At 27.9% G+C, this 15,444-nt stretch carries 12 protein-coding genes; 6 read left to right on the top strand and 6 right to left on the bottom strand.

The annotated features are described in order from the left end of the window. Positions 1–38: 38 nt before the first annotated feature. Entirely contained in the window at positions 39–1,295 is a 1,257-nt protein-coding gene (locus tag KGF48_RS00780; protein WP_227867656.1) for a competence/damage-inducible protein A, read from the bottom strand. A gap of 259 nt (positions 1,296–1,554) precedes the next feature. Here KGF48_RS00780 and KGF48_RS00775 point away from each other — a divergent pair, with 259 nt between their 5' ends. The 4 genes from KGF48_RS00775 (at position 1,555) to KGF48_RS00760 (ending at position 6,735) form a co-directional block, all read left to right on the top strand. Next, positions 1,555–2,454: a D-alanine--D-alanine ligase gene (locus tag KGF48_RS00775; RefSeq protein ID WP_227867655.1), complete on the top strand. Its 900-nt coding sequence runs from the start codon at positions 1,555–1,557 to the stop codon at positions 2,452–2,454. Between the two features lie 23 nt (positions 2,455–2,477). Then, the gene (gene ddlR, locus KGF48_RS00770; RefSeq protein WP_227867654.1) at positions 2,478–3,926 is read left to right on the top strand and encodes a transcriptional regulator DdlR; all 1,449 of its coding nucleotides are present in this window, start codon (positions 2,478–2,480) and stop codon (positions 3,924–3,926) included. An 81-nt stretch (positions 3,927–4,007) separates the two neighbouring features. Continuing rightward, positions 4,008–4,790 (top strand): M15 family metallopeptidase, encoded by a 783-nt coding sequence (locus KGF48_RS00765; protein ID WP_227839549.1) that lies wholly within the window; start codon positions 4,008–4,010, stop codon positions 4,788–4,790. Positions 4,791–4,815: 25 nt separating this feature from the next. Then, positions 4,816–6,735, top strand: a complete 1,920-nt coding sequence (locus KGF48_RS00760; RefSeq protein ID WP_227867653.1) for an ABC-F family ATP-binding cassette domain-containing protein — start codon at positions 4,816–4,818, stop codon at positions 6,733–6,735. Between the two features lie 146 nt (positions 6,736–6,881). Here the strand turns inward: KGF48_RS00760 and KGF48_RS00755 are convergent, their stop codons facing one another. From KGF48_RS00755 to KGF48_RS00745, 3 genes are all read right to left on the bottom strand, one after another. Then, positions 6,882–7,235, bottom strand: a complete 354-nt coding sequence (locus tag KGF48_RS00755) for a PqqD family protein (RefSeq protein WP_227867652.1) — start codon at positions 7,233–7,235, stop codon at positions 6,882–6,884. Further along, on the bottom strand, positions 7,222–9,150 hold the full coding sequence (locus KGF48_RS00750) for an OPT family oligopeptide transporter (protein WP_227839547.1): 1,929 nt from the start codon (positions 9,148–9,150) through the stop codon (positions 7,222–7,224). Before KGF48_RS00750 ends, KGF48_RS00755 begins: the two co-directional genes overlap by 14 nt. Before the next feature lie 410 nt (positions 9,151–9,560). Next, the gene (locus tag KGF48_RS00745) at positions 9,561–11,750 is read right to left on the bottom strand and encodes an amino acid adenylation domain-containing protein (RefSeq protein WP_227867651.1); all 2,190 of its coding nucleotides are present in this window, start codon (positions 11,748–11,750) and stop codon (positions 9,561–9,563) included. 336 nt (positions 11,751–12,086) lie between these two features. Between KGF48_RS00745 and KGF48_RS00740 the strand changes: the two genes are divergently transcribed. After that, on the top strand, positions 12,087–12,818 hold the full coding sequence (locus KGF48_RS00740; RefSeq protein ID WP_227827272.1) for a glycerophosphodiester phosphodiesterase: 732 nt from the start codon (positions 12,087–12,089) through the stop codon (positions 12,816–12,818). Positions 12,819–12,897: 79 nt separating this feature from the next. Beyond that, the gene (locus KGF48_RS00735) at positions 12,898–13,536 is read left to right on the top strand and encodes an isochorismatase family cysteine hydrolase (RefSeq protein ID WP_227867650.1); all 639 of its coding nucleotides are present in this window, start codon (positions 12,898–12,900) and stop codon (positions 13,534–13,536) included. A 222-nt stretch (positions 13,537–13,758) separates the two neighbouring features. Here KGF48_RS00735 and KGF48_RS00730 read toward each other — a convergent pair whose 3' ends face one another. Together KGF48_RS00730 and KGF48_RS00725 are read right to left on the bottom strand one after the other, a co-directional pair. Further along, positions 13,759–14,352, bottom strand: a complete 594-nt coding sequence (locus tag KGF48_RS00730) for a DUF3867 domain-containing protein (RefSeq protein ID WP_227434304.1) — start codon at positions 14,350–14,352, stop codon at positions 13,759–13,761. A 70-nt stretch (positions 14,353–14,422) separates the two neighbouring features. Further along, positions 14,423–15,286, bottom strand: a complete 864-nt coding sequence (locus KGF48_RS00725; protein ID WP_227827270.1) for a S66 peptidase family protein — start codon at positions 15,284–15,286, stop codon at positions 14,423–14,425. Positions 15,287–15,444 lie beyond the last annotated feature (158 nt).

Here is a 15,444-nt window from a genome sequence, read left to right as displayed (position 1 = left end):
TATACCAATACTTTAAATATGCCCAATATCATAATAATTTAAAGTTTTTCTAATTGTATTCTCAGTTCATTAAGTAAATCTCTAGTAGCTCTTAATCTTATCTTTCTTCTATCTCCATTAAATATATTTTTTTTCACTATTATCTTTCCATTTATATATATTGCAGTATAAACCAGTCCTACAGGCTTTTCCTCAGTCCCTCCACCAGGTCCAGCTACTCCAGTTGTAGATATGCCTATATTAGCTCCAAGCCCTTTAGCAATGCCCTCAGCCATTTCTATTGCTGTTTGCTCACTTACTGCTCCAAAGTCTTCTAAAGTTTCTTTTTTTACTCCCAATCTTTTCATTTTGGCTTCATTAGAATATGTTACACATCCTTCAAGAAATACAGAAGATATTCCTGGATAGTTTATAAGAGATGAAGATACCAAACCTCCAGTACAAGATTCAGCCACTGCTATTGTTAAGTTTTTTTCTACAAGAAGCTTAGAAACAGCATCCTCTAATGCAGACTCTCCTTCAGATACTGAAATATCGCCTTCAGTATATACATATTTCCCTACTCTGTCCTTTATCTTTTCTTCTACTGGTTTTATCAATTCAAAAGCTAGTTCTTCATTTTCAGCTTTTGCAGTTATTCTTATTGTAACTTCTAATTCCTTTGCATACAAAGCAACTGTTGGATTAGTTTGCTCATCAATTATATCTAAAATTTCCAATTCTAGATTTGACTCACCTATTCCATACAATCTTAAAGTTTTTGATACTAGCATTTCCTTTGTAAATTGTTGTAGGTAAGGTTTGACACTCTCATTAAACATTGCCTTCATTTCTCTTGGAGGTCCAGGTAGTACTATTATACTTTTATCATCTTTCTTTAAAATTGCTCCTGGTGCTGTTCCATTATTATTTTTTAATACTATAGCATCCTTTGGAAAATATACCTGTTTCATATTATTTTCAGCCATTGTCTTTCCTGTTTTAACAAAGAATGATTCTAAGACTTCTAATGATGGTTTATGTAATTCTAATTCTTGTCCAAAATACTCTGCTGCAGTTTCTTTTGTCATATCATCACCAGTTGGTCCAAGACCTCCTGTAGTAATTACTAAATCACTTCTTTTTAAGCTTTCATCAAAACATTCTAAGAGTCTCTGCTTATTGTCTCCAACTGTACTTTGATGATATACTTCTATTCCCAATGCTGCAAGTTCTTTAGCTAAAAATTGAGAGTTAGTATTTACTATATCTCCCAACAATATCTCTGTTCCTACACTTATTATTTCTGCTTTCAAATTTTATCACTCCTTGATTTATAGCCATTAAGACTAGTCTTAAGTTCATACCACTAATTTTAGCAAAAATAAGAACATAAATAAAGTTAAAAAATCATTCAACTCTATCTGTAAGTTAGATTATCACTCTAAAACCACACATAATATAAACTTAGCATATAGTGGTACTTTCATCATCAACCATTAATTCATATAATTAAGTAAGTAAATTAAAAAATTTAATTTAAAAATAATAAAATTTAAAATAGGAGTGTATAATATGAAAATAGCAGTTATAATGGGTGGAATATCATCAGAGAGAGAAGTTTCTCTAAATTCAGGAAAAGAAATATATAATAACCTTGATAAAAGTAAATACGATGTTGTAAAGGTAATAATAGATGATAAAAGAGATATATTTACAAAAATACCAGAAGATACAGATTTTGCAGTACTAGCACTACATGGAAAATTTGGTGAAGATGGATGCATTCAATCAGTACTTGAGACTATGGATATACCATATTCTGGATGCGGACCTCTTTGTAGTGGAATGTGTATGGACAAAAATATCACTAAAAAAATGCTTAGAGATTCAAACCTTCCTACTGCTCCATGGGCTTTAGTAAAATCAGTTGATGAAATAAATTATGATGAGATAGATAAAATAGGATATCCAGTATTTATAAAACCAAATTCAGGAGGTTCAAGTGTTGCTACATTCTTTATTCATTCCAAAGATGAAGTTGAAGAAGCAGTTCGTAAAGGTTTAGAAGTTGATGAGTTTGTAATGATTGAAAAATATATACCAGGTGGAGAATATACTTCATTTATATTAAATGGCGAAGTATTTCCTACTATATCTATAAAATCAGACTCAGGATTCTTTGATTACGAAGCTAAATACTCACTTGAAAAAGGAGCAAAAGAAGAAGTTGTTTATTTAGATGATGAACTCCAAAAAAGAGTAAATGAGATTTCTGAAACTTGTTGGAAAATTTTTAATTGCAAAGCATATGTAAGAGTTGATATGATTATAAGTGAAGGTATTCCTTATGTTCTTGAGCTAAATACTCTTCCTGGCATGACTAAAACTAGTTTAATACCTAGAAGTGCTGCTGCTAAAGGTCTTGAGTATAGCCAATTATTAGATAAACTTATAGAATACTCTTTAAATTAGATAATACAATTTGAGGTGGTAATTTGATATTTTCAAATCTAAGATTAAATGATAGTGAACCAATTTATATACAAATTAAAAATTATATAAGTGATATGATATCAAAAGGATTAATTCCAGACAATAGTAAGCTCCCTTCTACAAGGGAGCTTAGTCAGCTTTTACAAGTTAGTAGAAATTCCATAGTCTTAACTTATGAAGAACTAAAATCAGAAGGCTTAATCTACTCTGTTTCAGGAAAAGGTACATTTGTTAATTCAAAAAATAAATCTTCAAACACTACATGGTCTTTAAATTGGGATTGTTTAGAGAATACATACTCTAAAAAAGCTAATGAATTAGATATTATAAAAAGCGAAATACCTTGGAGCTCTAACCTAATATCATTTAAAAGTATATCTCCCGATGGAGATTTATTTGATATGGAGGAATTAAAAAAATCTTTTTTAAATAGAATCTCATTAGAAGGTCACAAACTACTTAACTATGGATATGCACAAGGTTATAAACCTCTTATTGACTATTTGCTGGAATATATGACAAATAAGGGGGTTGATATTAATAACAAAGATATATTAATTTCAAATGGATTTACAGAAGGCTTTGATATTATTATGTCCTCTTTCACTCAAGAAAAAGACTATATAATCTGTGAAAATCCTACTCACAACACAGCTATAAAAATTATGAAGTCACACAATCTCAATATTTTAGGTGTGGATATATGTGAAAATGGTTTAGATTTCAATATTCTCGAAAATCGTTTAATTGAGTACAAAAATAAAATAAAATTTGCATATATTACGCCTTCTTATCACAATCCAACGGGAATTGTAATGACTCCTGAAAATAGATATAGATTCTATAATCTTATGAAAAAATACAATATAGCAATTATAGAAGATGGCTTTAATGAAGAGTTACTCTACAATAGTTCTCATATATTTCCCATCTGCTCTCTTGATAATATGAATAATGGTGTTGTGTATATTGGTAGTTTTTCAAAAATTTTATTTCCTGGAATGAGGATTGGATGGATATTTGCAGATAAAAAAGTTATAGATAAGTTAGAAAGTGTAAAAAGGTGCAGAAATATACATGTATCTTTTTTAGACCAAGGTATTTTATTTGATTATTTAAGTAATGGGGGATTTGAAAAATACGTAAAAAAAATACGTAAATTCTATGGGGATAAATTTAACTTCGCCTATGAATGTGTAAAAAAATATATACAAACGGAATATATCTTAGGTGATGGTGGCTTGCATATATTTATAAAGCTTAAGAATATAGATACTAGAAAGTTACTAGAAAAATGTTATAAAAAAAATGTTATCTTCATGCCTGGAGATTTATTCTTTACAGATGGCTCTGGTTCTGACACTTTAAGACTTGGATTTTCGAGACTCTCTTTTGAGGATATTGAAACTGGTATAAAAATAATAGGAGAAACTATAGATGAAATGTCCTAGGTTAACTAAATATTGTTAGCCTAGTTTATTTTTATGATGTATAATATATATAGTTTATATGAATCTAACATGGGGGATAATATGAGTAAAAAGTCAAAACGAAAGAAGATTAATAAATTAAAACTAACAATTGTAATAACTGTATTATTTCTTGCCTTACTATCTATATATGAGATATTTTTCTCTAAATCCAACAAAGAAGATAATATAAAAAGTCAAGAAACTATGCAAGATAAAAATAATACAACAGATGATTCTAAAAATAATCAAAACTCTATCAAAAAGCAGGAAGATAACAATATTAAGCCTACTTTTTCATCTTCTTCAATACCAGATAATATAAAAAACAAAATGATTGGTAAATCTATGCCTTCTGATGAACCTATAAGCTTTGATAGTTTATCTTACTTGAAACTTACCTACTACGGATTTGATGAAAAAACTCATCAAGGTGAGATGATAGTAAATAGTGAACTAGCTCCAGAAGTTGTCGATATTTTTAAAGAATTATATGAAAAAAAATATCCAATTGAAAAAATTAAATTAATAGATGATTATGACGCTGTAGATGAAAAATCTATGTCTGATAATAATACATCTGCATTTTGTTATAGAACTATAGCTGGTACAAATACTGTCTCAAATCATGGTAAAGGACGTGCTATAGATATAAATCCATTGCAAAACCCACATGTTTCTGGAGACAATGTTAGCCCTAAGGTAAGCACTGTTTATGCAGATAGGTCTGCTTTAAAATTTGGAATGATAAAAAAGGGTGATGATTGTTATAATGCTTTTGTAAGCAGAGGTTGGAGTTGGGGTGGATATTGGAAAAACCCAGATTACCAACATTTCGAAAAATAATAGATTAGAAATAAAGGTGAATTATATGAATTTAATGACATTGGAAAACATAAGTAAAAGCTATTCTGAAAAAAAATTACTTGAAAATATATCTCTTGGTATCAATGATGGAGAAAAAATAGGACTTATTGGTGTAAATGGTACTGGTAAATCTACTTTACTTAAAATCATTGCAGGAGCTGAAGAAAGTGAAACTGGCAATATAACAAAGGCTAATGGTACTAGAGTAGAATACCTTCCTCAAAACCCAACTTATAATGAAAATTCAACTGTTATAGAACAAGTATTTAATGGAACTTCAGAAGAATTAAAACTACTTGGTAAGTATCAAGAAACTTTAGAAAAACTTAATTCTAATTTTACAGATGAACTAAATAAAAAATTATTATCTATGCATGAGAAGATAGATGCTTTAAATCTTTGGGATTTAGAAAGTGAAGCCAAATCTGTACTTACTAAGCTTGGTATAAATGATTTTAATCAAAAAATAATAGAGCTTTCTGGTGGTCAAAGAAAAAGAGTTTCTCTAGCCTCAGCTCTTATTACTCCTTGTGAACTTTTAATACTAGATGAACCAACAAACCATCTAGATAACGATACCATCGATTGGCTTGAAGAATATCTAAATTCAAGAAAAGGTTCATTGCTTATGATAACTCATGATAGATATTTTTTAGACCGTGTTACAAATAGAATAGTTGAATTAGATAAAGGTAGATTATTTAGCTATGATGGTAATTATTCAATATTTTTAGAAAAGAAAATGGAAAGACTTACATTAGAATCAAGTATGGAAGATAAACGACAAAATTTAATTAGAACAGAGCTTGCTTGGGTTAGACGTGGAGCTCAAGCTCGTAGTACAAAACAAAAAGCTCGTCTACAAAGATTTGATGAACTCGTAAATAGAGACTCTTTCAAACTTGATGAAAATATCGATATATCTGTTGCCTCAAGTAGACTTGGAAATAAAATAATAGAAATACACAATATATCTAAATCTTTTGAAGAAAATATAGTTATAGATAATTTAGAATATACTTTAGCACGTACAGATAGAATTGGTATAATAGGTAAAAATGGTATGGGTAAATCAACTCTAATAAACATAATAAATGGGAAATTGGACCCTGATAGTGGATATATCTCAATTGGAGAAACTGTAAAAATAGGTTGCTTTTCTCAAGATGATTCTCATATGGACATTAATATAAGGGCTATAGACTATGTAAAAGAAGCTAGCGATTATATAGAAACTTCTGATGGTACTAGGATTACAGCTTCTCAAATGTGTGAAAGATTCCTTTTTAATGGTACTATGCAGTATACTTTGATAGGTAAACTATCTGGTGGTGAAAGAAGAAGACTACACCTTCTTAGAATTCTTATGACAGCTCCTAATGTACTTCTTTTGGATGAGCCTACAAACGACTTAGATATTGAAACACTAAAAATATTAGAGGAATATCTTGATGAATTTAAAGGTGTAGTAATTACAGTATCACATGATAGATACTTCCTAGATAGAATCTGTAATAAAATATTCGCATATGAAGGAAATGGAAAAATTCATATTTATACAGGTAATTATAGTGACTATCTTATTTATAGAGAAATTCAAGGAATTGAATTTGAAGAATCTAAAAAAGAATCACTTAAAAATGATGATTCAACTGCTCCAAAAAAAGAAAAGCCTAAAAATGATAAAAAACTTAAATTCTCATATAATGAGCAAAGAGAGTTTGAAAATATTGATTCTGACATAGAAAAACTTGAATCTAAAATTGCAAAACTTGATGAAAGTACTTCAAAATTTGCAACTGATTTTACTAAACTTCAAGAAATTTTAGATGAAAAATCAAAACTGGAAAAAGAACTTGAGTGCAAATATGAAAGATGGGAATATCTAAATAATTTAGCTGACGAAATAGCTAATAATAAATAATATTAAAACATCTAAGTTTAGTGACCTTTACTTTAAGTTTATAAGTTATAAATATTTAAAAGAGCTATATGTTTTTAAAAACATATAGCTCTTTTATAACTATCTTCTAATTTTTATATTCAGATATATCCTATAATAATTCTTTCTTATATGTCTATATCCATTCTTTCAACATAGTGACAATTGACATCAATATGATTAAAAAAAACCAACAACCTTTCATAAAGTGGATGAGATTCTTCTCCATATTTAGATTCTAAGTTTTCACCTATTTCTCTAACAGTCTTTTGACCATCAATTTGTAAAAATACGAAACTAGAATATTCATCTAGCTCTATTTTTTTATATTTAGGTATTCTAGCTTTTAACTTTCTAAAAAATCTTTGAATCTTATGGTCCTGTTTTTCAAGTATAGTTACAATACTATTTTCATCTACTTCATATTCAAGTCCATCAGTAATTTTAAATACAATATCTAAAACATCATTACTCTTGCTCATTATTTTTTACTTTAGATAAAATAATAGGTAATGCTGTAAGTACAACTAGAACTACTAGTAAAGCAATTGCCATTGAATTTGTCGCAGCAAATCCACTTGGTACTTTTGGAGTTATAACTCCAGTTACTTGTAATATTATACCTATTAAACCAATGATAGATCCACCTGCAACAAGACCAGAAGATAAACTTATACCATTAGAAACTTTAGCTTCTTTTTCTTTTTCAGATTTAGATACTAATTCAACAAATAGACGAATTAACGCTCCAACTAATATTATAGAAGTTGTTGCTATTGGTAAATAGAATCCTATAGCTATAGTCATTATTGGTAATTTTAATGCATATAACACAATTGCCATAAATACTCCAACAATAATCATAACCCAAGGTAAACTACCTGACATAATACCAGAAGTTAATGTTGACATTAAGTTTGCTTGTGGTAGTGCAAATTGTACATTATCACCAGTAGCTTTAAGTTGGTCAGAAAGTAATAAGATTACTCCTACAACAACTATAACACCAACTATACTTGCAATTGTGAAGTAACGTTGCATTTCATTTTTGCTACCACCAATGATGTAAGTTACTTTTTGAGATTGAGTATATCCTCCAGCTATAGCAATAGCAACAACTATAAATGACCCAAATAAAAGTAATGATTTATTAGCTTCTAAATCAGTCCATCCCATTACAACAAATACTAATGTTACAATAACTAAAGAAGCTATAGTCATACCAGAAACTGGAAGATTTGATGTTCCTATTGTTCCTGTTAAACGTCCAGCTACTATGACGAATAATAAAGATAATAAAAGAGATATGATAGCTCCAATAATTGCCATAGCAATGTTACCAGAAATTAAGAACGCTGCTAAGAATCCAACTACTACTCCACCTAATAAAAGTATCATTTGTATAGATGAACCTTCTTCTGCATCTCCAGTACTTGATTTAGCTTTAAGTGTTTCTTTTATAGAAGCGATTATAGTTGGGATAAGTTTTATTGCACCAATAATACCTCCACAAAGCATCATCCCAGCACCTATATATTTTACATAACTACTAGATATAGCTCCAACATCCATTTGGTTAAGAGGCATTGCAGTATTATTCCATACCATAGCTCCATCTTTAGCCATATCAGTAAAGTAACCTATTAAAGGCGCAATACCAAAGTTTGATAAGATACTTCCTGCAAACATTGTTAAAGAAACTTCAAGCCCTACTATAAACCCAATTCCTAAAAGTAGAGGGTTTACTTCAATATCAAATTTCCATTTGTAGAATTTACTTCCTACAAGACTCATTACGTTGTTTGCTACATTTAAAAATGAACCAGTTAATACAGTGATAAATCCACTTATTACAAATCCAATTCCCATGTATTTAATTGAGTCTCCACCAGCCTCTGAAGCAACAAGTGTTTCAGATATAGCCATTGATTCTGGATACATAAGTTTACCATGTTCTTCAACTATTAAATAATTGTGAACTATTGCTGCAACTCCTATACCAAATAAAACACCACCAACTCCAACAGCTAAGCCTTCTAAAAATGTAATTTGGCTTCCAATTAAGATAACTGCTGGTAATACGAAAATGAATCCACTTGCAACAGATTCTCCACCACTTGACATACCTTGGATTAAATTCTTACCAAGAATACCCTTTTGACGAGCAAATGCTCCAACAAAAGCAGAACCTATTATAGCTCCTGGAATACCTGCTGCAACTGTAAGACCAGCTTTCATTCCAGAATAAGTTGTAGATGCGGCAAAAATGGCAGCTAAAATAATACCGATAATCAGTACAGCTACATTTCCACCGGTTCTGGACTTATCTGTGATGTATGGAACGTAATCTTTTCCACTAACCTCACCATAAGCTCCCTTAGGTAATTTTTTGTTCATAAAATTTTCACCCCTTTTCAGTTTGTATATATTATAACATATATACATATAAAACTTAACTTTTTATTATTTTACAAATAGCGAGTAAAAACTACTAAAATTTAATCTCATATTATTAATTTCTACTTTTAGATATTTTTATGCTAATTTTCTTTTTATTTTTCGATTATACTAAAAATGATTAAGATAAAAAGTAAAAAAAAATTTTATGTTAAAATTAAATTTGTTATAAAAACACTTTAAAACACGGAAAAGTATAAAAAATACAATAATCATCCTTATAAACATATTTTCACCACAGTAAAAATGTACAGAAAATTCTTTCTTTTATGTCAATTGATTAATTCTTAAAAATAGGTGTCATAAAGAAACTTTTATAGTACCTTTATAACACCTGTCATAATACAAAATCACTCTGGCAATGCCCTTTTATTTACTTTTCCAATTGGGGTAACTGGTATTTTATCTATCCTCATTATTATCGTTGGAATCATATATGGAGGTAAATGCTCATTTAAATATTCTCTAACTGTTATGTCATTTATTTTTTCGCTATCATCATCATCAATCACATAATATGCACATATATACATATCTCCGTCCTCATTTGTTCTTGATATACAGACAACACTTTTAATTTCTGCAATATTGTTTATTATGTTTTCAATCTCATACAACTCTATTCTAAATTCATCAATTTTTACTTGATTATCCATCCTACCAATATAATCTAAATTTCCATCATCTAACCATCTTACCAAATCACCAGTTCTATACATTAATTTATTATGTTCACAAGTTTTGTAAGGATTTTCTACAAATACTTGCTCTGTTAACCCTTTTTTATTTAAATAGCCTCTTGATATTTGGATTCCTGATAAACAGAGTTCTCCTGGAACTCCAATTGGACATAGTTTATTTTTTTTATCTAATACATATGCATAAGTATTAAAGATTGGCTTACCTATTGGTATTTTCCCATACTCTTTATCCACATAAAAAGAAGTTGATACAACAGTAAATTCTGTTGGTCCATACTCATTATATAACTCATAGTTACGTTTTCTATATCCTTTTAATCTTTCTCCTCCAGTCTGCACAACCCTAAGTGAACTATTGTTACAGTTTTGTATAAATAATCTTGCAAACGCTGTTGGTAATGCTAATATAGTTATATCATTTTCCTCACAATACTCATTTACTGTATATTCATCAAATTTTGCTTCTTCTGGCATAATGTTTATTGAAGCACCCATCAATAGATATGGAAATAGTTGTTTCATTACAGCATCAAAACTAAAACTTAAATATATTCCACATCTATCATTTTCTGTAGCACTTATAGCTTCTATACTATAATAACACATGTTTACTAAACTCTTATGCTCTATAGCTATAGTCTTTGGCCTACCAGTTGACCCTGATGTAGATATTGTATATGCACAGTTTGATGGTGTTATTTTTTCAGTTAAGTCATATCTGTTTTTAAATATGTCTTCATCATTTATATCAATTACTATTGTGTTTTCATTTATAACCTTACATCTAAGTTCGTCTGTAGTTATTACTACTTTTGCATTACTGTCTTCAAGAAGGTAATTTAATCTTTCTTCTGGATTACTTGTGTCTATCGGAAAGAATGCTCCTCCTGATTTCATAATTCCTATGGCTGTAACAATTATATTAATGTCTCTTGGCAACATTACAGCTACTATATCTTCACTTTTTACCCCTATATGATTTAAATAACCTGCAAGTCTATCAGTTAATTCATCAAGTTCTCTATATGTCAAATTTCTATTTTCATCTCTAGCACCTACATTATTAGGTGTTCTCTCAACTTGTTCCCTAAATAAATCAATATAACTTCTGTCATATGGTATCTCACATTTATTATCATTAAAATCTTTCAATAATATTCTTTCTTCTTTTTTACATACAAATTCCAAATCTTCTATTAAAATATTGTTATTCCTTATTATCTGTTCTATTATATAATCAAATTGATTTAATATTCTTCTAATAGTTTCTCTTTTATATATAGATGGCTTATATTTTATTTTTATTTTTAATGCCCTTTTAGTATAAACTATTACAGATAAATCATATCCTTTTTTTTCTATGTCATAGTCATATGATAAATCAAAACTTTTAGCTACAAATATTGTATTTATAAGTTTAGTGTTCAAATGATTTTTATTCTCTATATCTGATAGTAAATAATATCCATATTCTAAAGACCTACTCCATTGCCTTTTCAATTTTTTTACAACATCTATAAATTTTTCGCTTTGTCTAACCTTAACTCTTATTGGAATTATATTTATTGTTTTTCCAAAAACTACATCATCTTCATATGTATACTTTTGTAATATCAGTCCATAGATAGTTTCTATAATAGAACTTATGCTTATATTATTCATTTTAGAATACTGAATTAATTTTTCATATTTTTCAATATCAATCTTAAAAATTTCATCTACAACTTCGTCAGAACAATCTTTATAAAAAAAATCATTTGGAATTTTTGCTAGATTGGTATAATCATCTAGCAAATCCATCCAATAATTCATAGCTCGTTCTAAATTAACTTCATACATATCAAAATTCCCCCTTACTACTAAATCTATAGAAAAAATTCTTTTGGAATTTTATTTTTTTAAGTACAGAAATATATTAATAATACATATGCAAGCTCTAAACACATGAGCTTGCATAAACTTATACTTATATATTATGACTATTAAATTCGTAATATTTATAATGTTTAAAATATATTATAACACATATATGATTTTATTTTCTTACATTTATATAATATATAAATTATAAATTGTTATTTAATTAATGCATAATTATATTGTTTAGAATATGATATATTATATTAATTAAAATTTTATAAGAAGAAGTTATATTTATTGAAAGGAGTTTTACAAATGAACATTTATGCTCACAGAGGTTTTAGTGGAAAATATCCAGAAAACACTATTCTCGCTTTTAAAAAATGCTTAGATATGGATATATACGGAATAGAACTTGATGTTCACAAGACTAAAGATGGAAAAGTTGTAGTTATTCATGATGAAACAGTCGATAGAACTTTTAATGGACATGGTTTTGTAAAAGACCTTACTTTAAGAAAACTAAAAACCTTAAACTCATCCTTTGAAGGTTACCAAAACAATAAAGAATGTAAAATTCCAACTTTAGAAGAAGTATTAATTTTAATTTCGCCTACAGACTTAATCTTAAATATAGAACTAAAAACTGACAAAGTAAATTACACTAACATAGAAAAGGATGTTTTGAAACTTATTTTAAAATACAATATGAAAAATAGAGTTCTTATATCTAGTTTTAATAGTAATAGCTTAAAAAATTTTCATAAATTAGACCCCAGTATAAAAACAGCTTTATTGTGCTACTTGCCCATAAACAATGTAGTTGAATTTGCTAAATTTCTAGGAAATAGCTATCTTCATCCTCCTTTAATTCTAGTAAATGAATCTCTAGTTGAACTTTGTCACAAAAACTTACTAGGTGTCAATGTATATACTGTAAACGAAGAAGAAGATATGCTACACTGCCTAGCCCTTAATGTAGATGGTATTTTTACTAACTATCCAGATATAGCTTTAAAACTTTTACAATCAAAGCAATACAGCTAGTTATATAGTAGTTTATACTCCTTGACTTTTATATGATTAATATGTACAATTTTATTAAATTTAGCTTGGAGGTATACTTATGGATAACTTATTAAATGAATTTGAAGCTTTAAAAAGTAATTTAGATAATTTACCAATAGAAAAAATAGAAAATTACGATTTGAGTAAGACAGCTTTATTTATAATTGATGTAAATAATGGTTTTGCAAAACAAGGTGCCTTATACTCCCCTAGAGTAGAATCTTTGATAAAGCCAATTGAAATTTTCACAAAAGAAATATCAAATAAACTAAATAAAGTAATTGCATTTACTGATTGTCATACCCCCAAATCTATAGAACTTTTAAGTTATCCAGTTCACTGTTTAGAAAATGATGTGGAAAGTGAATTGGTTGATGAACTTAAATCTATAGAAAATCTACAAGTTCTACCTAAAAACTCTACTAACGGATTTTTCGCACTAGAAAATCTGAACTTTGATGGTATAGATAATATAATTATAGTTGGTGATTGCACAGATATATGTATATATCAATTTGCAATAACACTAAAATCTTATTTTAATCAATATGATATGAAAAAAAATATAGTTGTTCCTATGAATTTAGTAGACACTTATGACATTCCCAATGTTCATCCTGCGGAGATTTTAAACCTAGTATTTTTTAATAGTATGCTTCAAAATGGAGTTAATGTATTAAAAGAAATTCGTTTATAATAAATACTTTATATATTTGTATAGAGATACAGTTTTGATAATAAGATTATTCTATACAAATATTACTTAATACAATTAATTTAACATAACTAAAGTATGTAAATATAAAAATCGCAATTTAAATATTCTTCTACACATCTTCTGTAAGAGAAATTAAATTGCGATTTCTATTTTTTACATAATACTAATCAACTATACTGCTTCAATAGTTAAATTTATTTTTTAATAATCGTATTTATTTGTAGTTTCACACATAACTACTTTTATCTTTTTATTAAACATATTCTTATATTCTAATAAAAACTCATTTAATTCTGAGTCCATAAGATTTATTTTTTTATCACTACAAAGCATTATTTTTTCTTGATCTATTATTACATTAATATCATTTAAATCATTTTTTATGAATGTTGTTATACAACTCTTCGGTTGAATTTTCTCACCATATTTCTCATAAAATCCTGCACTCTTTTTAAACGATTCTAAATCTTCTGTAGATACTTTGCTGGAAGTATTATTACTCATAAAACCTGCTGTAGAAGGGTCGATTCCAAAGTTTCTAAGTTGTTTTTCTACTTCTTCAGTGTCCATACCATATCTTTCCATGAACTGTTTTTGTATTTTCATAAACTTTTCTTGAGATATGTCATTATCTTTCATATAATCAAATATTTTTCTTGAAAATTCAGCCATCGACATCTTTCCATCCATAACAGAAAAATATAAGTTATATATGTATTGCTCAAATTTATCTACATCAGAATCTTTAACTTTGTTTTTTAATTCGTTAAAGTCAATTATTCTATCATCAGACATTTTTTATCCTCCTAGCTAAATTTTTACTTGTATAAGATTATACCATACTTCTAATATATTTATATACACACTATTTTTTTAATTTAACCATTTTTTCTGTTGCATCTAATTCACACATTCTTCCTAAAGGAATAGTTATCATTGGTATACAGTGCCCAGATTGTAGATTATATATAGCTGGCTTATTAACCTTCTGTGCAAATTCTTCCAATAGTTCTATTAAATCATCTTCTTTGATACAGTTTTTAAAATCTCCAAAAATTATACCATTACATTCATCCAGTTTTCCTAAAGAATACAATTGAGTTAACATCCTGTCTAATTTATATTGACATTCTCCAATTTCTTCAATAAATAAAATTTTATCCTTTGCATCTATTTCATATTTAGTTCCTATTGTAGAAATTATTAGAGATAAGTTTCCTCCCATTATTATTCCCTCTGCTTTGCCTTCACATACAGTATAAATCTTTTCTTCTTTTGGATTTTCTAAATATAGCTCATCTTTAAATTCTAAAGCATCTACTAGAGATTTATAAGTAAATTCATCCCATTTTGCTACATCTGCTGCCATTATTCCATGATATGGTAAAAGACCACAATTTTTATAAAAAGCTAGATTTAAACCTGTTATATCAGAAAAACCTATAAATGGTTTAGGATTTTGTTTTATTATTTCATAATTTATTTTATCTAGTATTCTTGTTGTTCCATAACCTCCTCTTAAACACATAATCATATCTACTTCTTCATCTAGGAACATCTCTTCTATATCTCTTACTCTAATATCATCATTCCCAGCTAAATAACCTTTATAATTTAGTCCACAACTTTCAGAAAATTTAACTTCATAACCATACTTCTCTAAATTAAATTTTATTTCTTCTAGACTTGTATTTCTCAATGGTCCAGAAGGCGCAATTACTCCTAACATCTAAACACCTCTTATTCTAAAATGATATATTCTAATTTATGCTAAACCTCTCTACTATAATTATAAGACATTTTATTTATACTTGATACAGAATAATGATTTATATAGAATAATATAATTATAATAATGAAGAAAAATAAATTTTTAATATAGTTAGG

Source organism: Clostridioides sp. ZZV15-6388, assembly GCF_020657755.1.
GTDB lineage: Bacteria > Bacillota > Clostridia > Peptostreptococcales > Peptostreptococcaceae > Clostridioides.
The sequence above is the reverse complement of the archived record's forward strand: the minus strand, read 5'-3'. Positions and strand labels throughout refer to the sequence as shown.

Coding starts and splice junctions, on each gene's coding strand:
- KGF48_RS00775 (WP_227867655.1), top strand. CDS start 1,555: ATGAAAATAGCAGTTATAATGGGTGGAATATCATCAGAGAGAGAAGTT.
- KGF48_RS00765 (WP_227839549.1), top strand. CDS start 4,008: ATGAGTAAAAAGTCAAAACGAAAGAAGATTAATAAATTAAAACTAACA.
- KGF48_RS00760 (WP_227867653.1), top strand. CDS start 4,816: ATGAATTTAATGACATTGGAAAACATAAGTAAAAGCTATTCTGAAAAA.
- KGF48_RS00755 (WP_227867652.1), bottom strand. CDS start 7,235: ATGAGCAAGAGTAATGATGTTTTAGATATTGTATTTAAAATTACTGAT.
- KGF48_RS00750 (WP_227839547.1), bottom strand. CDS start 9,150: ATGAACAAAAAATTACCTAAGGGAGCTTATGGTGAGGTTAGTGGAAAA.
- KGF48_RS00745 (WP_227867651.1), bottom strand. CDS start 11,750: ATGTATGAAGTTAATTTAGAACGAGCTATGAATTATTGGATGGATTTG.
- KGF48_RS00740 (WP_227827272.1), top strand. CDS start 12,087: ATGAACATTTATGCTCACAGAGGTTTTAGTGGAAAATATCCAGAAAAC.
- KGF48_RS00735 (WP_227867650.1), top strand. CDS start 12,898: ATGGATAACTTATTAAATGAATTTGAAGCTTTAAAAAGTAATTTAGAT.
- KGF48_RS00730 (WP_227434304.1), bottom strand. CDS start 14,352: ATGTCTGATGATAGAATAATTGACTTTAACGAATTAAAAAACAAAGTT.
- KGF48_RS00725 (WP_227827270.1), bottom strand. CDS start 15,286: ATGTTAGGAGTAATTGCGCCTTCTGGACCATTGAGAAATACAAGTCTA.